This window comes from Serratia sp. 1D1416 (assembly GCF_003641105.1).
Taxonomy (GTDB): domain Bacteria; phylum Pseudomonadota; class Gammaproteobacteria; order Enterobacterales; family Enterobacteriaceae; genus Serratia; species Serratia ficaria.
The window spans coordinates 3799227-3823447 of the sequence record NZ_CP032738.1 but is presented as its reverse complement, the minus strand read 5'-3'; the positions used below and the strand labels follow the sequence as shown (position 1 = coordinate 3823447).

At 64.4% G+C, this 24221-nt stretch carries 21 protein-coding genes; 16 read left to right on the top strand and 5 right to left on the bottom strand.

The features are described 5' to 3' along the window. Positions 1-220 precede the first annotated feature (220 nt). Entirely contained in the window at positions 221-1564 is a 1344-nt protein-coding gene (locus tag D7I37_RS18520; protein ID WP_095097197.1) for a 2-hydroxycarboxylate transporter family protein, read from the bottom strand. 432 nt (positions 1565-1996) lie between these two features. Between D7I37_RS18520 and pckA the strand changes: the two genes are divergently transcribed. The 5 genes from pckA (at position 1997) to aroQ (ending at position 7844) form a co-directional block, all read left to right on the top strand. Further along, positions 1997-3616 (top strand): phosphoenolpyruvate carboxykinase (ATP), encoded by a 1620-nt coding sequence (gene pckA, locus D7I37_RS18515; protein ID WP_061795447.1) that lies wholly within the window; start codon positions 1997-1999, stop codon positions 3614-3616. A 292-nt stretch (positions 3617-3908) separates the two neighbouring features. Further along, positions 3909-5288 (top strand): aromatic acid/H+ symport family MFS transporter, encoded by a 1380-nt coding sequence (locus tag D7I37_RS18510; RefSeq protein WP_061795446.1) that lies wholly within the window; start codon positions 3909-3911, stop codon positions 5286-5288. A 23-nt stretch (positions 5289-5311) separates the two neighbouring features. Further along, positions 5312-6574, top strand: coding sequence for a gallate dioxygenase (locus tag D7I37_RS18505; RefSeq protein ID WP_061795445.1), 1263 nt, complete (start codon positions 5312-5314; stop codon positions 6572-6574). Next, on the top strand, positions 6571-7401 hold the full coding sequence (locus D7I37_RS18500) for an amidohydrolase (RefSeq protein ID WP_129544150.1): 831 nt from the start codon (positions 6571-6573) through the stop codon (positions 7399-7401). The genes D7I37_RS18505 and D7I37_RS18500 overlap by 4 nt, the downstream gene beginning before the upstream one ends. Before the next feature lie 14 nt (positions 7402-7415). Further along, positions 7416-7844 (top strand): type II 3-dehydroquinate dehydratase, encoded by a 429-nt coding sequence (gene aroQ / locus D7I37_RS18495; RefSeq protein ID WP_061795443.1) that lies wholly within the window; start codon positions 7416-7418, stop codon positions 7842-7844. Here aroQ and D7I37_RS18490 read toward each other — a convergent pair. Continuing rightward, entirely contained in the window at positions 7841-9058 is a 1218-nt protein-coding gene (locus D7I37_RS18490) for a LysR family transcriptional regulator (protein WP_061795442.1), read from the bottom strand. The genes aroQ and D7I37_RS18490 overlap by 4 nt on opposite strands. Positions 9059-9187: 129 nt before the next feature. Here D7I37_RS18490 and galB point away from each other — a divergent pair, with 129 nt between their 5' ends. The 11 genes from galB to D7I37_RS18435 all read left to right on the top strand — a co-directional run bounded on the left by galB (position 9188) and on the right by D7I37_RS18435 (position 21013). Continuing rightward, the gene (gene galB / locus D7I37_RS18485; protein WP_061795441.1) at positions 9188-9928 is read left to right on the top strand and encodes a 4-oxalmesaconate hydratase; all 741 of its coding nucleotides are present in this window, start codon (positions 9188-9190) and stop codon (positions 9926-9928) included. Then, on the top strand, positions 9925-10638 hold the full coding sequence (locus D7I37_RS18480; protein WP_129544149.1) for a 4-carboxy-4-hydroxy-2-oxoadipate aldolase/oxaloacetate decarboxylase: 714 nt from the start codon (positions 9925-9927) through the stop codon (positions 10636-10638). Before galB ends, D7I37_RS18480 begins: the two co-directional genes overlap by 4 nt. 1 nt (position 10639) lies before the next feature. Next, complete coding sequence (locus D7I37_RS18475; RefSeq protein WP_061795439.1) at positions 10640-11731, top strand: 4-oxalomesaconate tautomerase; 1092 nt, start codon at positions 10640-10642, stop codon at positions 11729-11731. A gap of 13 nt (positions 11732-11744) precedes the next feature. Continuing rightward, positions 11745-12632, top strand: coding sequence for a DUF1932 domain-containing protein (locus D7I37_RS18470; protein WP_061795438.1), 888 nt, complete (start codon positions 11745-11747; stop codon positions 12630-12632). 144 nt (positions 12633-12776) lie between these two features. Further along, positions 12777-13241: a heme-binding protein gene (locus D7I37_RS18465; RefSeq protein WP_095097182.1), complete on the top strand. Its 465-nt coding sequence runs from the start codon at positions 12777-12779 to the stop codon at positions 13239-13241. Positions 13242-13278: 37 nt separating this feature from the next. Further along, positions 13279-13800, top strand: a complete 522-nt coding sequence (locus tag D7I37_RS18460) for a sugar dehydrogenase complex small subunit (protein WP_129544148.1) — start codon at positions 13279-13281, stop codon at positions 13798-13800. Next, the gene (locus tag D7I37_RS18455) at positions 13793-15409 is read left to right on the top strand and encodes a GMC family oxidoreductase (RefSeq protein ID WP_061795435.1); all 1617 of its coding nucleotides are present in this window, start codon (positions 13793-13795) and stop codon (positions 15407-15409) included. Before D7I37_RS18460 ends, D7I37_RS18455 begins: the two co-directional genes overlap by 8 nt. Then, entirely contained in the window at positions 15406-16701 is a 1296-nt protein-coding gene (locus D7I37_RS18450; protein WP_083950342.1) for a cytochrome c, read from the top strand. The genes D7I37_RS18455 and D7I37_RS18450 overlap by 4 nt, the downstream gene beginning before the upstream one ends. Before the next feature lie 134 nt (positions 16702-16835). Beyond that, positions 16836-18143, top strand: a complete 1308-nt coding sequence (locus D7I37_RS18445; protein WP_061795434.1) for an MFS transporter — start codon at positions 16836-16838, stop codon at positions 18141-18143. A gap of 171 nt (positions 18144-18314) precedes the next feature. After that, positions 18315-19574: an MFS transporter gene (locus tag D7I37_RS18440; RefSeq protein WP_061795433.1), complete on the top strand. Its 1260-nt coding sequence runs from the start codon at positions 18315-18317 to the stop codon at positions 19572-19574. Then, positions 19571-21013: a glycoside hydrolase family 32 protein gene (locus D7I37_RS18435; RefSeq protein ID WP_129544147.1), complete on the top strand. Its 1443-nt coding sequence runs from the start codon at positions 19571-19573 to the stop codon at positions 21011-21013. The genes D7I37_RS18440 and D7I37_RS18435 overlap by 4 nt, the downstream gene beginning before the upstream one ends. Positions 21014-21057: 44 nt before the next feature. On the opposite strand, the gene D7I37_RS18430 is transcribed toward D7I37_RS18435, so the two are convergent. The 3 genes from D7I37_RS18430 to D7I37_RS18420 all read right to left on the bottom strand — a co-directional run bounded on the left by D7I37_RS18430 (position 21058) and on the right by D7I37_RS18420 (position 24063). Next, positions 21058-22059 (bottom strand): LacI family DNA-binding transcriptional regulator, encoded by a 1002-nt coding sequence (locus tag D7I37_RS18430; RefSeq protein WP_061795431.1) that lies wholly within the window; start codon positions 22057-22059, stop codon positions 21058-21060. A gap of 70 nt (positions 22060-22129) precedes the next feature. Continuing rightward, positions 22130-22693, bottom strand: a complete 564-nt coding sequence (locus tag D7I37_RS18425; RefSeq protein ID WP_061795430.1) for a HutD family protein — start codon at positions 22691-22693, stop codon at positions 22130-22132. Further along, positions 22693-24063 (bottom strand): formimidoylglutamate deiminase, encoded by a 1371-nt coding sequence (locus D7I37_RS18420; RefSeq protein ID WP_061795523.1) that lies wholly within the window; start codon positions 24061-24063, stop codon positions 22693-22695. The genes D7I37_RS18425 and D7I37_RS18420 overlap by 1 nt, the downstream gene beginning before the upstream one ends. Positions 24064-24221: the final 158 nt, after the last annotated feature.

The window sequence follows — 24221 nt, the reverse complement described above, 5'->3', positions numbered from 1 at the left end:
ACCGAAATGGTTGGCGATCCGGCAGAAGCCCGAGGTATGCAAGCCCGGCCTTCTGCGCGCTACTATGTCAGGCTAATATGACGGAATTAATAGGAATTGTCGGGTTTTAGCCCAAAAAGCACGATTTCCATTGCCTGCGGCCGTCATATACCGCGGATCCGCCGACAAAAATAAAAAAAACCGGGGCAATCCCCCCGGTGAGCCGTAACAAGAATCGGACTCAGACTAACCAACCGAGCAGCAGCGTGGCGCCGATCACCGTGGATGCGCCGCCGATGCGCGTGGCGATTTGCGCGAAGGGCATCAACCCCATGCGGTTGGACGCCGACAGGATCGCCACGTCGCCGGTGCCGCCCAGGCCGCTGTGGCAGCAGGTGACGATCGCCGCCTCGACCGGGAACATTTTGAGATAGGGCGCGATCAGGAAGCTCACCAGCCCCATCGACAGCACCACGGAACCGCACACCACCACATAGCCCACCGAGAAGACCGCCACCACGCTTTCCAGCGGCACGTACAGCATGCCCAGGCCAATCATCAACGGCCATACCAGCGCGGTGGAAACGAACTTGTAGAAGCTGTGCGCGCCGGTCTCCATCGAGGCCGGGATCACCCGGCAGTACTTGCACAGCACCGCAAACAGGATCATCAGCACCGGGCCGGGAATATGCAGGATATGCTCGAACAGGCCACCGACGATAAAGAAGGCGCAAATCACCAGCAGCCCGCCGCCCATCAGCTGGAAGTCGACGTGGCCGCCGCTTTCCTTGATGGCGAACACCGCGTTTTCCTGGGCGGAGCGAATCAGCATGCCGTCGCCGCTCAGCGCCTTGCGCTGCATGCCGATGCGCGCCAGCACGCCGGCGGTGACGATGGCGAAGATATTGCCCAGCACCGCCGCCGGCGCCAGCTGCGCGACATACACATCCGGCGCGGAGCCCAGAATGGCGGAGTAAGCCAGCGACAGCGGCAAAATGCCCTCGCCGATGCCGCCGCCGATGATCGGCACGATGATGAAGAAAAAGGTGTGATAGAAGCTGAAACCAAACAGTTTGCCCACCAGCAGGCCAGTGGCCACCGCCGTCACCGTGCCCACCACCAGCGGCACGAACATGCGCACCATGCCCTGGATCAGGATCACCCGGTTCATGCCGAGGATGCTGCCGACCACCAGGCTGGCGATGACGAAATACAGCAGGTTGGCGTCTTTCATCAGCAGATGGACGGTGCTCATCACGTTCGGCTGAAAGACGTTGAAATACACCAGCACCGACGGCACCATCAGGCAAAGGATCGCCGGGCCGCCGATATCGCGCAGCAGCGGAATACTTTTACCCAGCTGCGCCAGCGCAAAGCCCAGCGTCATTATCACCGCCAGTCCGCCGATCATATTCTTCGGCAGGAAGTTGGCGTAAGCCGAAACGGAGACAATCGCGCAAATAGTGACAAACAGCGCTATCGGCACTGCGCCGATATCTATATGTCGAATTTGGTTAATTATTCCTGATGTATCAGGCGCCGCGGTATTTTTCTCGCAGGCCATTTCTGCATTTATCTGTTTCATTATTCACCCTGCTGACAAGTGTTCGGTGCGGGACGGCTCGCCTAACGGCATATGAATGACGTTACCAAGCAAAAACAATCGATTACGAAAAATCCTATTGTGGAAGCCGTTTTTTCTAATTGGGAATAAAACGCTAGACAGCACTGACGATATGATAAAAAATAAAAATGACGAACTAAATTACGCCGCCGGCATTCAATATTGTGAGCCTAAGCTAATGTTAGTTTTAATTAATTATCGTCAGCATTTTGTAATTAAAGTAAGCAGGTTTAAATTCGCTGCTATGCTATAGGGGGACGTCAGAGCCTCCCGTTTTATTAATGAGAACCGGAAACGCAATTAGCTGAATCCGGTCAGCTGTACCCGAACCTTAATCCTGCGCGCGGCACCGCTCAGCTTTAAGGCATAATATGACTAATAAGGAAGTAGAATATGTCTTCACGCGCTGTTACCCCACAAACCCTTGCCCGCTACGGCATTTCCCAGGCCGCCGAAATCGTCCATAACCCCAGCTACGAGCAGCTGTTCGCCGAAGAAACCCGCGCCGATCTGCCGCCGCTGGAACGCGGTACGCTGACCGCGCTCGGTGCGGTCAACGTCGACACCGGCGAATTTACCGGCCGCTCGCCGAAGGACAAGTACATCGTCCGCGACGACACCACCCGCGACACCGTGTGGTGGTCCGATAACGGCACCGGCAAAAACGACAACCAGCCGCTGTCGCCGGAAGTCTGGCAGCATCTCAAGACGCTGGTGGGCAATCAGCTTTCCGGCAAACGCCTGTTCGTGGTCGATGCATTCTGCGGCGCCAACGCCGACACCCGCCTGAAGGTGCGCTTCATCACCGAGGTGGCCTGGCAGGCGCACTTCGTGAAAAACATGTTTATCCGCCCGACCGACGCCGAACTGGCCGATTTCGAGCCGGATTTCGTGGTGATGAACGGCGCCAAGTGCACCAACCCGGACTGGCAGCGGCAGGGCCTGCACTCCGAGAACTTCGTCGCCTTCAACCTGACCGAGCGCATCCAGCTGATCGGCGGCACCTGGTACGGCGGCGAAATGAAGAAAGGCCTGTTCTCCATCATGAACTACCTGCTGCCGCTGCAGGGCATCGCTTCGATGCACTGCTCGGCCAACGTCGGCGAGCAGGGTGACGTGGCGGTGTTCTTCGGCCTGTCCGGCACCGGCAAAACCACCCTGTCCACCGATCCGAAACGCCAGCTGATCGGCGACGACGAACACGGCTGGGACGACGACGGCGTATTCAACTTCGAAGGCGGCTGCTACGCCAAAACCATCAAGCTGTCGCCGCAGGCGGAACCGGAGATCTACCAGGCCATCCGTCGCGACGCATTGCTGGAAAACGTCACCGTGCTCGCCGACGGCAGCATCGACTTCGACGACGCCAGCAAAACCGAAAACACCCGCGTGTCCTATCCGATCAACCATATCGACAACATCGTCAAACCGGTGTCGAAAGCCGGCCACGCGCGCAAGATAATCTTCCTCACCGCCGACGCCTTCGGCGTGCTGCCGCCGGTATCGCGCCTGACGCCGGAACAGACCCAATACCACTTCCTGTCCGGCTTCACCGCCAAACTGGCGGGCACCGAACGCGGCATCACCGCGCCGACGCCAACCTTCTCCGCCTGCTTCGGCGCGGCGTTCCTCACGCTGCACCCGACGCAGTACGCCGAAGTGCTGGTGAAACGCATGGAAGCCGCCGGCGCGCAGGCTTACCTGGTGAACACCGGCTGGAACGGCAGCGGCAAACGCATCTCGATCAAGGATACCCGCGGCATCATCGACGCCATCCTGAGCGGGGAAATCGAAAACGCCGATACCTTTACCCTGCCGATCTTCGGCCTGGAAGTGCCGACCGCGCTGCCGGGCGTCGATCCGTCGATTCTCGACCCGCGCAAGACCTACGCCGACGAGTCGCTGTGGCAGGAAAAGGCGCAGGATCTGGCGCAGCGCTTTATCGACAACTTCGCCAAATACACCGTCACCCCGGCGGGCGAAAAGCTGGTCGGCGCCGGCCCCACGCGGTAAAACCTTCCCCCGTTTCATCCGGGCGCCTGATGGCGCCCTTTTTTATTTCCGCCTACCGTAAATAAACAAAACTCATACCTCGTTAATCATTTTCCGGCAGACACTCGCCGCCACAGCCCCTAAGTTGGTAGCTGAGCCGTCGGTAATTATTTTTATAATTCCATGTTTTAAATAAATAAAATGATATAAATATTCTAACGACACGCGCTGGCGCTCATTTCTTACGTTTCCGGCCTGCGGCCAAAGTTTTAATCCGATCACAGATTAATAAAAAAAACAGAGAGCGTACCCGATGAGCAACCACAACATTGTCGACGTCAAAGCGTGGATCGACTCCCGCCCCATCTCCGGTTACCAGTGGCTGGTGCTGCTGCTGTGCTTCGCGATCATCATGTTCGATGGTTATGACGCCGCGGTGATGGGCTTTATTGCGCCTGCGCTGATCGAAGACTGGGGCATTTCGCGCGCCGAAATGGGCCCGATCCTCGGCGCCGCCATGTTCGGCGTGGCGTTGGGCGCACTGATCGCCGGCCCCTATTCCGACCGGTTCGGCCGCAAAAAAGTGCTGCTGCTGTCGATCCTGTGCTTCGCGCTGTTCAGCCTGCTCAGCACCTTCGCCCGCACCCCGCTGGAAATGGCGCTGTTGCGCTTTCTTACCGGCCTGGGGCTGGGCGCGGTGATGCCCAACTGCGTGACGCTGGTGTCGGAATACATGCCGGAGCGCCGCCGCGGATTGATGATCACCCTGATGTACAGCGGCTTCAACATCGGCTCCGGCGCCGGCGGGTTTATCGCCGCCGGCATGCTGCCGCACTACGGCTGGAAGGCGGTGCTGTTCTTCGGCGGCGTCATGCCGCTGCTGATGCTGCCGCTGCTGATCTGGATCCTGCCGGAATCGACGCTGTACATGGTGGTGCGCAACCACCACAAGGACAAAATCGCCCAGATCCTGCGCCGCGCCGGCGGGGTATTCAGCGCCGGCACCACCTTCGTGCTGAAAACGCCGGTGATCCCGAAAAAAGCCCGGGTGCTGCAGCTGTTCAGCAACGGCTACGCCAAGGGCACGCTGGTGCTGTGGCTGACCTACTTTATGGGGTTATTCGTTATCTACCTGCTGAACGGCTGGCTGCCGACCATCGTGCGCGGCGCCGGCTTCTCGCTGGAGCGCGCCGCCATCATCGCCGGTCTGTTCCAACTGGGCGGCACCCTGGGCGGGCTGATGGTCGGCGGGCTGATGGACCGCTTCGTCGCCAAACGGGTGATCGGCCTGTTCTACCTGATGGGCATGTGCTGCCTGCTGTCGCAGGGCATCTGGGGCTTTGGCCCGACGGTGCTGGCGGTGCTGGTGTTCGTCAGCGGCGTGTGCATCAACGGCGCGCAAACCGGCCTGCAGGCGTTCTCCCCGGCGTTTTATCCGACCGAAATGCGCGCCACCGGCGTCAGCTGGATGCACGGCATCGGCCGCAGCGGCGCAATCATCAGCTCGTCGATGGGCGGCGTGCTGCTGGGAGTCTTCCCCGGCGCCACCAGCATTTTCATTATTCTGGCGATCCCGGCGTTGCTGGCGGCGATCACTATCATTAATCATCAGAAAGCGCACCCGGCGGAAATGGTCAAAGGCATCGGGCTCAACGATTTGCCCGCGCTGTCGCGCACCATGAACAACCGGTAATTCTTTGCAAACAGAGGTACAGAATGGCTAAGATCATTGGCGGACTGGCGGTGTCTCACACCCCGACCATCGGCTTCGCGGTGGACCACAACAAGCAGCACGAGAGCGCCTGGGCGCCGATTTTTGACGGCTTCGCGCCGATGCGGCAGTGGCTGGAAGAGAAAAAGCCCGACGTGCTGCTGTACGTGTTCAACGACCACGTCACCTCGTTTTTCTTCGATCACTATTCGGCGTTCGTGCTGGGCATCGACGACAGCTATGCGGTGGCCGATGAGGGCGGCGGCCCGCGCGACCTGCCGCCCATTCAGGGCCATGCGGCGCTGTCCCAGCACATCGGCGCCAGCCTGATGGCGGACGAATTCGACATGTCGTTTTTCCAGGACAAGCCGCTCGACCACGGCCTGTTTTCGCCGCTTTCCGCCCTGCTGCCGTGGCAGGACGGCTGGCCGATGCAGGTGGTGCCGCTGCAGGTCGGCGTGCTGCAGTTCCCCATTCCCTCCGCCCGCCGCTGTTTTAAACTCGGCCAGGCGCTGCGCCGGGCGATCGAAAGCTTCCCCGAGGACCTGAGCGTGGCGGTGGTGGCCACCGGCGGCGTTTCGCACCAGGTGCACGGCGAACGCTGCGGCTTCAACAACCCGGAATGGGACGCGCAGTTTATCGACATGCTGGTCAACGACCCGGAACGTCTGACCGAAATTACCCTGGCGGAATACGCCACCCTGGGCGGGCTGGAGGGCGCCGAGGTGATCATGTGGCTGATTATGCGCGGCGCGCTGTCGGCCAACGTCGAAAAACTCCATCAGGCCTATTACCTGCCGTCGATGACCGGCATCGCCACGTTGATCCTCGAGAACCAGGCGCGCGAAGCGCCGGTTGACGTACACCAGCGCCAGCGCGACAAAATCAACCTGCAGCTGGCGGGCGTGGAGCAGCTGCCGGGCACCTATCCGTTCACCCACGCCCGCAGCCTGAAGGCGATCCGCATCAATCGCTTCCTGCACCGGCTGATCCAGCCGGCCTGGCGCCAGCGCTTCAACACCGCGCAACAGGCGCTGTTCGACGAGGCGCAACTCAGCGCCGAAGAGCAGCGGCTGCTGCGCGAGCTCGACTGGCGCGGCCTGATCCAGTACGGCGTCAGCTTCTTCCTGCTGGAAAAACTCGGCGCGGTGGTCGGCGTCTCCAACCTGCACATCTATTCGGCGATGCGCGGCCAGACGCTGGAGGAGTTCCAGCAAACGCGCAATCAGCAGGTGCTGTATTCGGTAGCGGGGAAAGCGGCGAAATGAACATTTTCGAGCAGCCTAAAATCGACTGCCACCATCACATCTTCGACCCGCAGCGTTTCCCCTACGCGGCGGACAGCGGCTATCGCCCGGCGGGCCACGAGCTGGCCACGCTCGAGCATTACCGCGCGGTGATGCAGGCCTACGGCATCCGCCATTCGCTGATCGTCGGCCCCACCTCGGCCTACAACACCGACAACCGCTATCTGTTGGCGGCGCTGGCCGAAGGCGCAGGCCGCCACAAGGGCATCGCGGTGGTGCCGCGCGACGCCGACAGCCCAACGCTGGCCTGTCTGCAAGCCCAGGGGGTGGTGGGCATCGCGCTCAACGTGGCGATGCTCGGCGTCGAGCCTTTTCTGCAGCTGGACGCGCTGATGGGCCGCCTGGCGGAGCTGGGCATGTACGCGCAAATTCAGGTGCAGGACGACCAACTGCCGGCGCTGATGCCGCTGCTGACGCGCAGCCGCACCCGGCTGCTGTTCGATCACTCGGGGCGGCCGGACGTGCGCGCCGGCCTGCGGCAGCCGGCGTTTCAGGCGCTGCTGTCGCTCGCTCAGCGGGAGCACACCTACGTCAAGCTGTCGGGCCTGGCGAAATTTTCGCGCCAGCGCTATCCGTTCAGCGACGGCCACCCTTACCTGCAGGCGCTGTTGAGCGCCTACGGCGGTGAAAAATGCATGTGGGGGTCGGACTGGCCATTCCTGCGCGCCACCGAGCGGATGGATATGGGCACGCTGCTGATGCTGGCGGAGCAGCTGTTCCCTGACGCCGCCCCCCGTCGACAGATTTTGTGGCAAACGCCGCAGCGGCTGTTTGGCTTTGGCGACTAACCCGGAGAAAAACCATGAAAACCATTTACGTGCTCAACGGCCCCAACCTCAATCTGCTGGGTAGCCGCGAACCGGAAACCTATGGCCGCGACCGGCTTTCGACCATCGAACAACTGTGCCGCGACACCGCCGCCGAACTGGAGGTCAACCTCGAATTTCGCCAGACCAACCACGAGGGGGAAATGATTGACTGGATCCAGCAAACCCGCGGCCAGGCGCAGGCGTTGGTGATCAACCCGGCGGCCTGGACCCACACCTCGGTGGCGATACGTGACGCCGTCACAGCAGTGGCGCTGCCGCTGTTCGAGGTGCACATCACCAACGTGCACAAGCGGGAGCCGTTTCGCCACCATTCCTATCTGTCCGACGTGGCCCACGGCGTGATCTGCGGTTTCGGCATTCAGGGCTACCGCTACGCGCTGATGCAGGCCGCGCGGCTCTAAGCGGCGCAGACCCGGCGCAGGCAGTCGATCAGCGCCTGCGCCGCCGGTGAATGCAGGCTGCCGGTGCGGCAGGTCAGCCCGATGGCGCGTTCGGTATCGGGCAACGCCAGCGGCAACCGCACCAGTTCGCCGGAGGCCAACTCATGCTCCAACTGGTGCGCGGAAACCGCCGCCAGCATGTCGGAATTCAGCAACAGCCCGCGCACCAGCGCCAGATCGCCGGTTTCCACCACCGGGTTGGCCGCCGGGATATCCATCGCCAGAAAGCAATCATCCAGCAAACGCCGCGCCGGCGTGGCCGAGCGCGGCAATACCCAGCGCGCCTCCTTCAGCTGTCCTGGCTGCAGGCCCGGCTGCGCCAGCGGATGACCGCGCCGCGCCAACAGCACCATCGCCTCGGTAAACAGCGTTTCGTTGTAAACGTCGGCGGCGTAATCGCTGGCGCGCAGCGCGCCGAAGATGAAGTCGATATCGCCGGAACGCAGCTCGCTGGCCAGCGAATCAAACGCGCTTTCGTTGGTGACCACGCTGACGCCGGGGTAACGCGACGTCAGTTGCACAATGGCCTGCGGCAGCAGCCGGGTACGGCCCAGCGGCAGCGCGCCGACCCGCACCCGCCCTTCCAGCACCCCGCGACGCGCGGCGATGTCGGCGGGAATGTGCTGCAGCTCATTCAGCGCGCGGCGCACGTTGGGCTCGATCTCGCGCCCGGCCAGCGACGGCACCATGCCGTGCGGCGTGCGTTCCAGCAGCGCCACCCCGGCGCCGTTTTCCAGCACCTTCAGCGCGGCGCTGATCGCCGGCTGGCTCAGGCCGAGCAGCGTGGCGACGGTTTGCATATGGCGGGTTTCGCACAGGCAGACAAAAATCTGCAGCCGCCGCACGTTGAACAGGTACAGCGGCTCGGCGTCGCCGCGCGCCGCCCCTTTGCCCTGCAGGCGCTGCAGCAGCGCCGGGATCTGATGCAGCTCGGCTATCGCCCGCCGGGCGCGCGGCAGCACGCACTTGCCGAAGTCGGTCAACAGCATGCCGCTGGCGTGGCGCTCGAACAGCGGCACCGCCAGCCGCAGCTCCAAATCGCGGATCGAACGGGTGATGGCCGACTGAGTTCTGAATAGCTCGTCGGCGGCGCGCGATACGCTGCCCTGCGTCACCACCTGGCTGAATGCCCTGATTTGCATCAGGTTTGTCAGCTCACTTTCATCATATTCCATTCTGTCCCCTCCGCTTCGGCCTGCTGGCAATATAAATAAAACGCATACCTGCTGCAATCAAATGAATTATCCGCCGCCGGCCGGAACTGCCAGCATGGAGTAAACCCCCGAGACCGAAGGAATCCGAAAATGAGTGATGCAACCCCGAAAAAAACCGCCCTGGTGGTCAGCGCCCATTCCGCCGACTTTGTCTGGCGCGCCGGCGGCGCTATCGCGCTGCACAGCCGGCTCGGCTATCAGGTGCACGTGGTCTGTCTGTCGTTTGGCGAACGCGGCGAATCCGCCAAGCTGTGGCGCAAGGGCGAGATGACCGAGCAACGGGTGAAGGCTTCGCGCCGCGAGGAGGCGCAGGCCGCCGCCGAGATCCTCGGCGCCAGCATCGAATTCTTCGACCTGGGCGACTACCCGCTGCGCGCCGACAAAGAGGCGCTGTTCCGCCTGGCGGACGTGTTCCGCCAGGTGCAGCCGCACTTCGTGCTGACGCATTCGCTGAAAGATCCCTATAACTACGACCATCCGCTGGCCACCCACCTGACGCAGGAAGCGCGCATCATCGCCCAGGCCGAAGGCTACCGGCCAGGTGAGCCGATCGTCGGCGCGCCGCCGGTCTACCTGTTCGAGCCGCACCAGCCGGAACAGTGCGAGTGGAAACCGGACGTGCTGCTGGACATCACCGAGGTGTGGGACAAAAAATACCGGGCCATCCAATGCATGGCCGGCCAGGAACACCTGTGGGAGTACTACACCCGCGTCGCCCAACAGCGCGGCGTGCAGGCCAAGCGCAACGTCGGCATCACCAGCAGCAAAAACATCATCTACGGCGAAGGCTATCAAAGCATCTTCCCACGGGTTACGGGGGAGCTGGCATGAGCATCATCGGCAAAAAAGGCGTGGTTATCCGCAACATCCCGCGCGCCGGCGGCAACACCCTCGACGGGTTGGCGGCGTTCGGCGTGGCGACGGTGCATGAGGCGCAGGGCCGCAAAGGGCTGCTGGATCCGGCCATCCGCCCGATCCAGCAAGATCTGGCCATCGCCGGCAGCGCGGTGACGGTGCTGGTGGCGCCGGGCGATAACTGGATGTTCCACGTGGCGGTGGAACAGTGCCGGCCGGGCGACATTCTGGTGGTCGCGCCGACCTCCCCCTGCGGCGACGGCTACTTCGGCGACCTGCTGGCCACCTCGCTCAAAGCGCGCGGCGTGCGCGGCCTGGTGGCCGACCTCGGCGTGCGCGACACCCGCACGCTGCGCGAAATGGGCTTCCCGGTATGGTCACGGGCGGTTTACGCCCAGGGCACGGTGAAGGAGACGCTCGGCTCGGTCAACGTGCCGCTGGTGTGCGCCGGGCAGCTTATCTACCCCGGCGACGCGATCGTCGCCGATGACGACGGCGTGGTGGTGGTGCGCCAGCTGGAAGCCGAGAACGTGCTGGCGGCCAGCCGCCAACGCGCGGAATTGGAAGAGAGCAAACGGCTGCGCATGGCCAACGGCGAACTGGGGCTGGATATCTACCGGATGCGGCCGCGGCTGGCGGAAAAAGGCCTGAAATATTACGACTCTGCCGATCTGCTGGAGGATTGATATGCGCCAACGCCGGATCCCTTGCCTGCTGATGCGCGGCGGCACCTCAAAAGGCGCCTTCTTCCTCGCCGACGATTTGCCCGCCGACCCCGCGCAGCGTGACGCCGTGCTGCTGGCGGTGATGGGTTCGCCGGATCTGCGGCAAATCGACGGCCTCGGCGGCGCCGATCCTTTGACCAGCAAGGTGGCGATCGTTCGGCGTTCGGCGCGCCCGGACGCCGACGTCGACTACCTGTTCGCTCAGGTCGGCGTCGATCGGCCGCAGGTCGACTACGGCCAGAACTGCGGCAACATTCTGGCGGCGGTCGGCCCCTTCGCCATTGAACGCGGGCTGGTCAGCGCCGGCGGCGCAGTGACCGAAGTGCGCATCTTTATGCAGAACACCGGCCAGACCGCGCTGGCGCGCATCGCCACGCCCGCCGGTGAGGTGCGCTACGACGGCGAGCTGGCGATCGACGGCGTTCCCGGCCGCGCGGCGGAAATCGCGCTGACCTTCAACGACATCGCCGGCTCCAGCTGCGGCGCCCTGCTGCCGACCGGCCGCCCGCAGGACAACTTTGACGGCGTCGCCGCGACCTGTATCGACAACGGCATGCCGGTGGTGCTGGTGCGCGCGGCGGATCTGGGCCGCAGCGGCTACGAAAACCGCGAGCAGCTGGATGCCGATGCGGAACTGAAGGCGCGGCTGGAAAGCATTCGCCTGCAGGCCGGGCCGGCGATGAACCTGGGCGACGTCAGCCAACGCACGGTACCGAAAATGACCCTGATCGCCGAGGCGCGCCACGGCGGCGCCATCAGCAGCCGAACCTTCATCCCGCACCGCTGCCATGCCTCGATCGGCGTGCTCGGCGCGGTCAGCGTCGCCACCGCCTGCCTGATCCCCGGCAGCGTGGCGCAGGGGCTGGCCCGCGTTGGCGACGCCGCCGAACTGCGCCTGAGCGTCGAGCACCCCAGCGGCGAATTCGGCGTGCTGCTGCGGCGCGATCCGGCGCGCGAAGGCGCCGATTCGCTGCAGGGGGCCGGGCTGCTGCGCAGCGCGCGGCTGATTTTTGCCGGCCAGGTCTGCATCCCCGGCGCGGTATGGCCAGAATAATCCAGGAGACCTTATGAACTCGACTCTACCTTCAGTGACGCTGATCGGCTTCGGCGAAGTGGGCGGCATTCTGGCGCAGGAGCTGCGGGCGCAACACCTTGCCGTCTGCGCTTATGACAGCCAGCCTTCGATCGCCATGGCGCAGAAAGCGGCGGCCTGCGGCACCCGGCTGGCCTCTTCGCTCCCGCAGGCGCTGGAAGGCGCCGAGCTGGTGTTTTCCGCCGTCACCGCCGCCAACGCGCTGGCGGTGGCGCAACGGTGCGCGCCGCTGCTGCGGGCGGGCCAAACCTGGCTGGATCTCAACTCCGTCGCGCCCAATACCAAACGCGCCGCCGCGGAGGCGGTGACCGCCGGCGGCGCCGGTTATATCGACGTGGCGGTGATGGCGCCGGTGCCGCCGCAACGCCTTAAAACCCCGCTGCTGCTGGGCGGTGCCGATGCGGCGGAAATCGGCGCGCGGCTGAATGCGCTAGGGTTCAACAGCCAGGTCTACAGCACCGGCGTCGGTGAAGCCTCGGCGATCAAAATGTGCCGCAGCGTAATGATCAAAGGGTTGGAGGCGCTGACCACCGAATGTCTGCGCGCCGCCCAGCGCTACGGCGTGGAGCAGCCGGTGCTGGCGTCGCTGCACGCCAGCTTCCCGTCGCTCGGCTGGGACGAAAAGCTCCCCCACTACCTGATCAGCCGGGTGGCGGAACACGGCAAGCGGCGGGCCGAAGAGATGCGCGAGGTGGTGCAGACCCTGCGCGACGTCGGGGTAGAACCCCACCAGAGCCTGGCCAGCGTCGAAACGCAGCAGGGGCTGGTTGACGCCATGCGGGCGCAAAATATCGCCTATTCGCAACTGACGCCTTTCGTTTGGCAGACGGCGCTGAACAAAATTTACCCGCCCGGTGATTAACATCAAAAAAACCATAATTTTTCATACGCAAACCGTTGTTAACAACTCTGCAACTGCGTATTTTGTACCAAACGATTCATAGCAAGCTAATTATAATATCACTCCGGGGAAGCCTGGCTTCCCTTTGCACTGGAAAAACAACGCATGAAACATCTCATCCCTCTGAGCGCCGCAGCCTTGCTGGCGCTGGCCAGCGGCCATGCCGCAGCCGCCCTGCACCCGCAGTTGGACAACGCCCAGGCCAACCAGGCGATCGCCAGCGTGCAATCCAGCCTGAAAGCGCAAAACAGCACCGGCTGTGCGGCGGTGGTCGATAGCGCCGGCCGCCTGCTGGCCTTTCAGCGCTTCGATGGCGCGCCCCCCGGCTGCGTCGACGCCTCGATCGGCAAAGCGCGCACCTCGGCGCTGTATCGCACCCCTTCGCTGAAATTTATGCAGCGCCTGCAGGGCGGCGAAACCACCGTGCTGAGCATTCCGCACGCGGTCGCGCTGGGCGGCGGTTACCCGCTGACGCTGAACGGTGAAGTGGTCGGCGCGATCGGCGTCAGCACGCCGAAGCAGGAGATCGACAACCAGGCGTCCGCCACCGCAGCCGGAGCGCTGAAATAACCACGGACTGACTACTCAGCTCAAGGAACCCTCCCTTATGATCACGCTTTCTCGCCGCCGGCTGGTGCTCGGCTCGGCGGGCCTGTTGGCGGCTGGCGCCGTCGGCCAGAGCCTGCTGGGCCGCATCGCTTTCGCCCTGCCGCAACCGGCCGCCATGCCGGAAAATTTTTTGGCCATTTCCCGTCTGCTGACCGGCATTCCGCTGCCGGACCCGCGGCTGGCGCAGCGGCTGCACGCCGCGTTGCAGCCGCTGTTTCCACGGCTTGAACATCAGATAACCCTGCTTGGCGAGCTGCTGGCTCGGCATGCCGATCTGCGCGGCGAAGCCTTGCATGCGCTGATTGAACAACAGCCGGAACGCCTCGCCGACCTGTACGAGGCGCTGATGAGCGGCTGGTATCTCGGCGTGGTCGGCGATCCGGCCAAACCGACCTGCATCGCCTTTGAAAACATCGTCAGCTATCAGCTGGTGCGCGACTCCCTGACGCCGCCGAGCTACTGCCCCGGCGTGCCCAATTTCTGGACGCAACCGCCCCGCAAGGAGAACGCGCATGTCTGATTCATTAAGTGCCGATATCGTGGTGATCGGCGCCGGCATCGCCGGTTCCCTGGCGGCGTTGAAAATGGCGCAGGCCGGCGCCTCGGTGCTGATGCTGGAATCCGGGCCGGAGATCAAGCGCGATGAGGCGGTCGAGCGGTTCCGCAATTCGCCGTTCAAAGGGGATTTCACCGAACCCTTCCCGCCCGAGCCCTGGGCGCCGCAGCCGAAGTTTGTGCCGAGCGATAACGACTATCTGATCCAAAAGGGGCCGGATCCCTACCGCGCCCAGTATCTGCGCGGCGTGGGCGGCACCACCTGGCACTGGGCCGGGCAGGCGTTCCGTCTGCTGCCGAACGACATGCGGATGAAAACCCTGTACGGCGTCGGGCGCGACTGGCCGATCGGCTATGAGCAGCTGGAACCTTACTACTGCGAGGCGGAATACCAGATGGGCGTTTCCGGCGACAGCAGCCTGGATTCGCCGCGTTCGCGCCCGTATCCGCTGCCGGGCATTCCGTTGCCTTACGGCTTCGAACGGCTGAAACAGCGCGTCGCCGGCCTGGGCTATGAAGTGGGCATCGGCCCGCAGGCGCGCAACAGCGTGCCCTACGACGGCCGCCCGGCCTGCTGCGGCAATAACAACTGCATGCCGGTGTGCCCGATAGACGCCCAGTATCACGGCGGCATTTCGGCCCGCAAGGCGCTGGCGGCCGGGGTGCGCATCCTGGCCAATGCGGTGGTGCACCGCATCGAGGCCGACGGCCGGGGCAATATCGTGGCGGTGCACTATCTCGACCGCAACAAGGCCAGCCACCGGGTCACCGGCAAACGCTTCGTGCTGACCGCCAACGGCATCGAAAGCCCGAAAATCCTGCTGCTGTCCAGCAGCGAACGTTACCCGAACGGCATCGCCAACGGCTCCGGCATGGTGGGCCGCAACCTGATGGACCATCCCGGCAGCTCGGTGGAGTTCTACGCCGACGAACCGGTCTGGTTCGGCCGCGGGCCGATGCGCCCCGGCAGCATCAACAACCTGCGCGACGGCGCCTTCCGCGCCGAACGCTCGGCGCTGCGGGTCGACGTGGCCAATACCTCGCCGGTGCGTTACCTCACCGAACGGCTGATCCGCCAGGGCTATTACGGCAAGGCGCTGAACGACAAGCTGGCGTTTCAGGCCGAACGTTACGTGCTGCTGAAGTGCCTGCTGGAAATGCTGCCGGAGCCGGAAAACCGCGTGCAGCTGAGCAAGACCGAAAAAGACGCCTGGGGCATTCCCAAGCTGGAGGTGTATTACAAATTCCCCGAATACGTGCACCGCGGCTATGACCAGTCGATGATCGATTTCCAGCGCATCGTCAAACAGATGGGCGGCACCGAAGCGGCCTACAGCAAACGCGGCGTCTACGACAACAACCAGCATATCACCGGCACCATGATCATGGGCGCCGATGGCCGCGACTCGGTAGTGGACGGCGACTGCCGCAGCCACGACCACCCTAACCTGTTCATCGCCGGCACCGGCGTCATGCCTTCCGCCTCCACCGTCAACTCCACCCTGACCGGAGTGGCGCTGGCGTTGCACATGGCCGATCGGGTACTGGACAGCCTGAAAGGAGGCATGGCGTGAAAAAGACCTTACTGGCGCTGTTGCCGCTGCTGGTCAGCGGCCAACTGTGGGCGCAAAGCGGCGCCGAGCTGATCAAACGCGGCGAATACCTGGCGCGCGCCGCCGACTGCACCGCCTGCCATACCGCCCCCGGCGGCCCGGCGTTCGGCGGCGGCTACCCGGTCAGCACGCCGTTCGGCGTGATTTACGGCACCAACATCTCCGCCGATAAACAGTACGGCATCGGCGGCTGGAGCGACGACGAATTTGTCGCCGCGGTGCGCGACGGCGTTGGCAAAGACGGCCAACAGCTGTATCCGGCGATGCCGTATGACGCCTTCACCAAAATGAGCCGTGCAGACGTGCTGGCGATCAAGGCCTACCTGCTGGCGCAGCCGGCGGTGGCCCAGGCCACGCCGCAAACCGATCTCGCCTTCCCGTTCAACCAGCGCTGGGGCATGCGCTTCTGGAAATGGTTCAACTTCACGCCTGGCGAACTGCGGCCGGATGCGACGCAGAGCGCCCAGTGGAACCAGGGCCGCTACCTGGTGGAGGCGCTGGCGCACTGCGGCACCTGCCATACGCCGCGCACGCTGACCATGGGCATGGACCAGGACAAGGCGTTCGCCGGCGGCGATCTCGGCGGCTGGGTAGCCTATAACATCACGCCGGACCGCAACGCCGGCATCGGCAGCTGGTCGCAGCAGGACCTGGTCGATTACCTCAAGTCGGGCCAGGTGCCGGGGCGCGCTTCGGCCTCGGGCCCGATGGCGGAAGCCGTCGAGCACAGCCTGCAGTACCTGCCGGACGCCGATCTGCAGGCGATGGCGGTGTATCTGCGCAGCGTGCCGGCCATCGCCGATGAACGGCAAACCCGGCCGCGCGATCGCTGGGGCGCCCCGTCGCAAGACGTGTTTGCGCTGCGCGGCAGCGACGAGCATCCGCAAACCGGCGCCACGCTGTTCAGCGGCAACTGCGCGACCTGCCACGGCATGGACGGCGCCGGCAAGGGCAGCGGCTTCCACGCTTACCCGTCGCTGTTCAACCACGGCAGCACCGGCGCCGCCGACGGCAAAAATCTGGTGTCGGTGATCCTCAACGGCGTGCATCGCGACATGCGGCAGGGCGAGATCCTGATGCCGTCGTTCGCCGAAGAGCTGAACGACGCGCAGATCGCCGAACTGAGCAACTACGTCAGCCGCCAGTTCGGCAACCCGGCCGCCGCCGACGTCAGCGCCGACCAGGTGCGGAAACTGCGCGCCGACGCCAACCTGCCCGCGCCGCCGGCGGTGCCGCAGGGTGATACCCCCTGATCATCCCCCGGCCCCGATCCCGGCGCGCAACGCGCCGATGATTGGGGCCTCACAGTTCCCGCTGAAAATAATTGATTGTTTTGTCATAAGAATTTAGAACTGACTGACAATAATTCGAATGTACGGGAACGGGGATGAACCAACACACTATCGACGCGCGCCAGTCGCGGCAGGCATTGCTGGCCGGCTCGGTCGGCAATTTCATCGAGTGGTACGAATTCGGCGTCTATGGCTTCCTGGCCACCGTCATCGCCGCCAACTTTTTCAGCCTGCAGGGTGAAAGCGAAATCACCAGCCTGATCCTGACCTACGCCGCCTTTGCGTTGGCGTTTTTCTGCCGACCGATAGGCGCGGTGATCTTCGGCCGCATCGGCGACCGCATCGGCCGCCGGCCCACGCTGATCGCCGTGCTGCTGCTGATGACCCTGGCCACCGCGCTGATCGGCGTGATGCCGACCTATGCCGCGATCGGCGTCGCCGCCCCGCTGCTGCTGACCCTGCTGCGCATGTTTCAGGGGCTGTTCGCCGGCGGTGAGTTCGGCGGCGCGGTCTCGCTGATGACCGAATTTGCGCCCAAGGGCAAACGCGGGCTGTTCGGCGCCTGGCAATCGCTGACCGTGGCGCTGGGGCTGTTGGCCGGCGCCGGTCTGGTGGCGCTGCTGGCCGCGTTGCTGACCCGGGAACAGCTGCATGACTGGGGCTGGCGCATTCCCTTCCTGCTGGCGCTGCCGATGGGCGCCGTGGCGCTGTGGCTGCGGCTGAAGCTGCAGGAGACGCCCACCTTCAGGCAGGCTCAGCAGAAGGATGCGCCGGGCGCCCCTGCGGCGGCGGAAGTGACGCTGGGCAGCGTGTTGAAGACCATCGTGCTCGGCATCGGCCGCATGATGGGCTGGTCCGCCGCCGGTTACACCTTCCTGGTGGTGATGCCTTCTTATCTGCAAACGTCGCTGCACGCCAGCTTCCAGCAGGCGCTGGTGGCCACGGTGCTGGCCAACGTCGGCTTCGCCCTGACCATTCTGCCGGCCGGCATCCTCAGCGATAAGCTGGGGCGCAAGACGGTGATGCTGACGGCGGTGATCGCGGTGATCCTGTTCACCTTCCCGCTGCTGCACCTGCTGCAGGACCCGCAGGGTTCACTGTTCGCCAAAGGCGCCGCGGTACTGACCGCCGGTGCGGTGGTCGGGCTGCTGGCCGGTCCCGGCCCGGCGATGCTGGCGGAGATGTTCCCGACCCGGGTGCGCTACACCGGTCTGGGGCTGGCCTATTCGCTGTCCAACGCGGTGTTCTCCGGCTCGGCGGGCCTGATCATCACCGGCCTGATCAAGCAAACCGGCAATATCGATATTCCCGCCTATTACGTGGTCGCCACCTCGCTGGTCAGCCTGTTTGCGCTGATGACCCTGCGGCGCGACGATCATTTGCGCTCGCTGAGCGAGCGTTGATTTCCCGGGGCGCCGGCCGCCCCGCCCGCAGCAACCCGTGACGCCGCTCACAAAGCAGAGATGTTAACGTTAACTTTTGTGATTAACATCGCAGTCGCCACATAAGGGTGCTTTCTCAGGCCGGAGGTTAACGTTAACAATGAGGCACTCTACTTCATCAGGGCCTTCCACATGAACCGCGAAACCAAAAAATATTATGTGCTGCTCAGCGGCCTGCTGTTCTTCTTCTTTTTTACCTGGTCGTCCAGTTTTTCTCTGATCTCGCTGTGGCTCAACCAAAAGATCGGCCTGAAAGGCGCGGAAACCGGGTTGATTTTCTCCGCCATCTCGCTGGTGGCGCTGTGCGCGCAGCCGCTGTACGGGTTTATTCAGGATAAACTCGGGCTGCGCAAGCACCTGCTGCAGTTTCTCGGGGTGATGCTGCTGCTGACCGGCCCGTTCTTCATCTACCTCTACGCCCCGCTGCTGGCGCACAGCCTGCCGCTTGGCGCGCTGGTCGGCGGGCTGTTTATCGGCGCCACCTTCTTTGCCGGCATCGGCGCGCTGGAATCCTATACCGAGCGCGTCAGCCGCATCAGCGGCTTCGAATTCGGCCGCGCCCGCATGTGGGGCTCGCTGGGCTGGGCCTGCGCCACCTTTCTGGCCGGCTTTATCTTCAATATCGATCCCAACATCAACTTCTGGCTGGCTTCCGCTTCGGCGGTGGTGTTCCTGCTGCTGCTCAGCCAGGTGCGCGAGCTGAAACCCAACGCCATGGCCGGCCTGGCGTTCGGCAAACCGGAGAACCTGAAGCTGCAGGACGCGCTGGCGCTGCTGCGCATGCCGGGCTTCTGGGCGCTGGTGGTGTTCGTGCTCGGCATCAGCGTCTATAACGTGTTCGACCAGCAGTTCTCGGTCTACTTCGCCTCGCAGTTCAGCTCCCGCGCGCAGGGCAACGAAATGTACGGCTTCCTTAATTCGCTGCAGGTGTTCCTCGAGGCCGGCGGCATGTTCCTGGCGCCGCTGTTGGTCAACCGCATCGGCGCCAAGCGGGGGCTGCTGCTGGCGGGCGGCGTGATGGCGCTGCGCATGTTCGGCTCCGGGCTGGTCAGCGGCGCGCTGATGATCTCGGCCATGAAGCTGCTGCACGCGGTGGAGCTGCCGATCCTGCTGATCGCCATCTTCAAGTACATCGCCACCCGCTTCGACAGCCGCCTGTCGTCCACGCTGTACCTGGTGGGCTTCCAGTTCATCACCCAGGTGATGGCCAGCTTCCTGTCGCCGCTGGCGGGTTACGGCTATGACCGCATCGGCTTCGCCGACACCTATCTGCTGATGGGCTGCGCGGTCGCCGCCACCACGCTGATCTCCTGTTTGCTGCTGCGCGGCGAGAACGCCGCCGCTACGCCCCACTTTCAATCCGTAATAAAATCAAGCGAGTCTGTTCAATGAAAAATGCCTTAGCTCAAGCCGACCATGCGGTCGAAGCCCTGCGCGCCGAGCGCCGGGACGATTACTACCCGCAGTTTCATCTGGCGCCGTCCGCCGGCTGGATCAACGATCCCAACGGCCTGATCTGCATTAACGGCGTTTACCACGCGTTCTACCAGCATCATCCCTACGACGAAAACTGGGGGCCGATGCACTGGGGCCACGCCACCAGCCGCGATTTGGCGCACTGGCAGCACCAGCCGATCGCCCTCGCGCCCGGCGAAGACGACGACAAGGACGGCTGCTTCTCCGGCTGCGCGGTGGACGACGGCGGCGTGCTGACGCTGATCTACACCGGCCACGTCTGGCTGGGCAAGGCCGGCGACGATGACCAGGTGCGCGAAGTGCAGTGCCTGGCCACCAGCGAAGACGGCGTGCATTTCGTCAAGCACGGGCCGGTGCTGACGCCGCCGGACGGCATCCAGCATTTCCGCGATCCGAAAGTCTGGCGCGAAGACGGCGAATGGTGGATGGTGGTCGGCGCCAGGGAAAACGGCCTGGGGCAGGCGCGGCTGTATCGCTCGGCCGATCTGCGCGACTGGCGCTTCGACCGCCTGCTGGGCGGCGCGCAGGCGCCGCATCAGGGCTATATGTGGGAGTGCCCGGACTTCTTCCCGCTGGGCGAGCAACACCTGCTGCTGTTCTCGCCGCAGGGCCTGACGGCGCAGGGCTACCGCAACCGCAACCGCTTCCAGAGCGGTTACCTGCTCGGCCACTGGCGGCCGGGACATGACTTCACCCCGACCCAGCCTTTCTGCGAACTGGATGCCGGCCACGACTTCTATGCGCCGCAAACCTTCACCGCCGCCGACGGCCGCCGCCTGCTGTTCGCCTGGATGGACATGTGGGAATCGCCGATGCCGAGCAAGGCGCACCGTTGGGCGGGCGCCCTCACCCTGCCGCGCGAGCTGACGCTGGGCGCAGACGGCACCGTGCGGATGAACCCGGCGCGCGAGCTGACGGCGCTGCGGCGCGAACACCGAACGCTGATCCCGCTCAAGCTGCGCAATCAGCGGCGGCCGCTGGCGGAAGCGCTGCAGGAGCTGCAGTTGACGCTGGATCTGGCCGGCAGCGACGCCGAACGCTATGGCGTGGCGATCGGCGGCGCGGCGCGGCTGTACGTCGACAATCAGGCGCACCGGTTGGTATTGGAGCGATTCAGCGAAGATCCGGGGCTGTGCGGCTGTCGCAGCGTAGCGCTGCCGGCGGGAGAGCGGTTATCGCTGCGCTTGTTCATCGACCGTTCATCGCTGGAGGTGTTCGTCAATCAGGGCGAGGCCTGCCTGACCAGCCGCATCTACCCGGCCGACGGCCGACGCGACCTCAGCCTGTTTGCCGAAGGCGGCCAGGCGCAGTTTGGCGATATGGAGGGATGGCAACTGGAGAGCATCTGGGCCTAAGCCCGACGAACGCAGACAGGGCGCGCCGCCGTGCGCCCTGCCGGCTAAAGTGAGCCGCGCTCCAGCAGCGGACACGCCACCTTCACCTGGTTGCGGTGTTCCCGTTGTTCAATCAGATGCAGCGCCGCCTGGCGACCCAGTTCGTAATGCGGCAGCTGCACCGTGGTCAACGGCGGCAGGAACAGCTCGCCGATGCCGACCATGTTGTCGTACCCCAATACCGCCACCTGCTGCGGTATTTTCCACCCCTGCGCCAGCAGCACCTGATACACCAGGAACGCCACCCGGTCATTGCCGCACATCACCACGTCGCAGTCGCGCCGGCCGGCGGAGAAATGCCGCTCCAACAGGGCCACGCAGTCGCGGTAACGCTCGTCGCCGTCGCTCAGATCGAGATGATACTGCCGCAGCTGGGCCAATTCGCCGCCCGCCTCGCGCCAGGCCCGCTCCAGCCCGCGGCGGCGCAGCCCGGCCGCCAGCGTGCTTTCGGGCAGGTGAATGCACAGCGGCGCGCGATAGCCCTTGGCGAGCAGCGCGCGCGTGGCCTCGTACTGCCCCTGTTCGTCGTCGGGAATATAGCTGGCAATCTGATAATCCGGGCTGACGCAGTTGGCCAGCACCAGCTTTTTATCCAACAGCCTGGCCGGCAGCTTGACGTGGCGCAGCCCCATGGCGGTGAAGATCACCCCGTCCGGGCGGTGCGCCAGCAGCAGATCGACGGTCTGTTCGGCGCTGTCGTCGGCGAACAGGTTGACCACAAAGCTGTTCCAGCCGTGTTCGCGCGCGGTCTTTTCGATCGACAGGATCATTTCAACCGAGAACGGCGTGGTGGCGGTGTCCAGCGCCAGCACCCCCAGCGTTTGCACCCTGTTGCTGTCGCCGCGGATGCGACGCGCCGACAGATCCGGCACGTAATCCAGCTGATCGATCGCCTGTTTGACGCGCTGGTAGGTCTCCGGCCGCAGCTTGCCGGGTTCGTTGATGGCGCGGGAAACCGTCATCAGCGATACTCCGGCGAGTTTTGCGACGTCTTTCAGCGAGGCCATGCGCCCTTCTCTCGTTATCGAATGGGAAAGGCGAATAATCCCACAACCGGGCCTCGGACTCTACTCCGGTTTAGCAGGCTGTGATGTCGGCCCACAGGATTGCGCACTCTTTCGCCAACGGCGCCAGCGTGCCGCCGAAGCCGCCCGCCGGCCACCAGGCGCCCTGGCGGGCGCGCAATGTGACCTCGCCCGGCAAGGACCATTCGCCGCTCAGCGCGTAGAGCACCCCGGCGTGCCCGGCCGGCAAGGCGACCGCGGCGTTAATCCGCCGCACCCCGGCGGCATGGCGCCCGCGCCGGGTCATGATATTGAAATCCCGGCTGCCGCCGCCCAACAGCCTGGCGTCCAGCGCCACATCGCCGGAGAAAGCGAAAGGTTCGCCGACCTGCGCCAGCGCATGGTCGATGCGCCCGGCGCTGAACAGATGCACGCCGTCGCCTTCCAGCAGGGTGATGGAGCGGTCAATGCCGGCAAAGGCCGAAAACGGCCCGTCCTGCGCGATGGTGGCGATGCTGGCGCGCCAGTCGAAATCCTGCGCGCCCGGCGGCCAGCAGGCGATCTCGCGGGTTTCCCCGCCGCCGTTGCGCCACGGGCTGACCGGCAGTTCGGCGAAGTCAAAAAGGTGCAGGCTCATCACGCCTCCCGCTGGAAGGTTTTCAGCACCTGCAGGAACTCGGCGGCGCTCTGCTGCTGCAGCGCATGCCGGCCCTGCTCAATGACCTGACGTCCGCCGACGTACACGTCGCGGATCTGTTCCTTGCCGCCGGCGAACAGCCAACGGTTGAGGATCGAGGCGTCCGGCGCGGCGGCCAGGTACGGGTCATCGCCGTCCAGCACCAGCCAGTCGGCGCGGAAGCCGCGCTGCAGCCGGCCGATCGGCGCGCCGCAGGCCTGAGCGCCGCCCTGCAGCGCCTGTTGATACAGCACGTCGGCCACCGCCGGCTGCTCCGGCGTGGTCAGGCGGTTGCGGCGCTGATCGCGCAGCCGCTGGCCGTATTCGAACCAGCGCAGCTCCTCCACCACGTTGAGCGATACGTGGCTGTCGGAGCCGATGCCCCAGCGCCCCCGCTGATGCAGGTACGCGTCGCCGGGGAAAATGCCGTCGCCGAGGTTGGCTTCGGTGGTCGGGCACAGACCGGCCACCGCCTGGCTGCGCGCCAGCGCCTCCAGCTCTGCGCGATCCAGATGGGTGGCGTGCACCAGGCACCAGCGCGCGTCCACCGGCAGATGCTCATACAGCCAGGCCACCGGGCGCTGGCCGCTCCAGGCCAGGCAGTCGTTCACCTCTTTTTGCTGTTCGGCGATATGAATATGCACCGGCAACGCGCTGTCCGAAGCGGCCAGGACGTGCCGCATCTGGCTCAGATCCACCGCCCGCAGCGAGTGGAAGCACAGCCCCTGGTTTTGCAGCGGCTGCTCGGCCAGCTGACGCGCAATCACCTGCTGCTGCTGCAGATAGCCGTCCGCATCCTGAATAAAGCGTTTCTGCCCCGGCTGCGCCGGCTGCGCGCCAAACCCGGCGTAGCTGTACAGCACCGGCAGCAGGGTCATGCCGATCCCCGCCTGCTGCGCCGCCTGGCTGAGCCGGCCGGTCATTTCGCCGCGATCGGCGTAGGGATTTCCGTCGGCGTTGTGATGCAGATAATGGAACTCGGCGACCTGGGTGTATCCGCCCTTGAGCATTTCGATATACAGTTGACGGGCGACCACCTCCACCTGCTCCGGCGTCAGCCGCTGCACCAGGCGGTACATCAGATCGCGCCAGGTCCAGAAGCTGTCCTGCGGGTTGCCGGCCACTTCCGCCAGCCCGGCCATCGCGCGCTGGAATGCGTGGGAATGCAGGTTCGGCATGCCCGGCACCGCATCGCCGTGCAGCCGGATGCAGCCTTCCGGCTCGGCATTGGCGGTGACGCCGGTCAGGTAACCGCGCGCATCGACGTCCATCCGGACGTTATGCGCCCAGCCCTCAGGGAGCAAAGCGCGTGGGGCAAAATAAGCAGGCATGGCAGGATTCCACTGTTGGTGTAACGGCAAATGACGCGCGGTGATGGCGCGCATCCAGGAAATTTTGCGGCCGTCGGCTAAAATCTGGCGCGGCGGCCCCTAGTTGTATATACATATACATACGCCGACATCAACAGTAAACTGGTGTTATTATTTTT

Coding starts and splice junctions, on each gene's coding strand:
- D7I37_RS18455 (WP_061795435.1), top strand. CDS start 13,793: ATGTCTGATTCATTAAGTGCCGATATCGTGGTGATCGGCGCCGGCATC.
- aroQ (WP_061795443.1), top strand. CDS start 7,416: ATGAAAACCATTTACGTGCTCAACGGCCCCAACCTCAATCTGCTGGGT.
- D7I37_RS18520 (WP_095097197.1), bottom strand. CDS start 1,564: ATGAAACAGATAAATGCAGAAATGGCCTGCGAGAAAAATACCGCGGCG.
- D7I37_RS18505 (WP_061795445.1), top strand. CDS start 5,312: ATGGCTAAGATCATTGGCGGACTGGCGGTGTCTCACACCCCGACCATC.
- D7I37_RS18480 (WP_129544149.1), top strand. CDS start 9,925: ATGAGCATCATCGGCAAAAAAGGCGTGGTTATCCGCAACATCCCGCGC.
- D7I37_RS18430 (WP_061795431.1), bottom strand. CDS start 22,059: ATGGCCTCGCTGAAAGACGTCGCAAAACTCGCCGGAGTATCGCTGATG.
- D7I37_RS18465 (WP_095097182.1), top strand. CDS start 12,777: ATGAAACATCTCATCCCTCTGAGCGCCGCAGCCTTGCTGGCGCTGGCC.
- D7I37_RS18440 (WP_061795433.1), top strand. CDS start 18,315: ATGAACCGCGAAACCAAAAAATATTATGTGCTGCTCAGCGGCCTGCTG.
- D7I37_RS18445 (WP_061795434.1), top strand. CDS start 16,836: ATGAACCAACACACTATCGACGCGCGCCAGTCGCGGCAGGCATTGCTG.
- D7I37_RS18490 (WP_061795442.1), bottom strand. CDS start 9,058: ATGGAATATGATGAAAGTGAGCTGACAAACCTGATGCAAATCAGGGCA.
- D7I37_RS18420 (WP_061795523.1), bottom strand. CDS start 24,063: ATGCCTGCTTATTTTGCCCCACGCGCTTTGCTCCCTGAGGGCTGGGCG.
- D7I37_RS18510 (WP_061795446.1), top strand. CDS start 3,909: ATGAGCAACCACAACATTGTCGACGTCAAAGCGTGGATCGACTCCCGC.
- D7I37_RS18500 (WP_129544150.1), top strand. CDS start 6,571: ATGAACATTTTCGAGCAGCCTAAAATCGACTGCCACCATCACATCTTC.
- galB (WP_061795441.1), top strand. CDS start 9,188: ATGAGTGATGCAACCCCGAAAAAAACCGCCCTGGTGGTCAGCGCCCAT.
- D7I37_RS18425 (WP_061795430.1), bottom strand. CDS start 22,693: ATGAGCCTGCACCTTTTTGACTTCGCCGAACTGCCGGTCAGCCCGTGG.
- D7I37_RS18460 (WP_129544148.1), top strand. CDS start 13,279: ATGATCACGCTTTCTCGCCGCCGGCTGGTGCTCGGCTCGGCGGGCCTG.
- D7I37_RS18435 (WP_129544147.1), top strand. CDS start 19,571: ATGAAAAATGCCTTAGCTCAAGCCGACCATGCGGTCGAAGCCCTGCGC.
- pckA (WP_061795447.1), top strand. CDS start 1,997: ATGTCTTCACGCGCTGTTACCCCACAAACCCTTGCCCGCTACGGCATT.
- D7I37_RS18470 (WP_061795438.1), top strand. CDS start 11,745: ATGAACTCGACTCTACCTTCAGTGACGCTGATCGGCTTCGGCGAAGTG.
- D7I37_RS18475 (WP_061795439.1), top strand. CDS start 10,640: ATGCGCCAACGCCGGATCCCTTGCCTGCTGATGCGCGGCGGCACCTCA.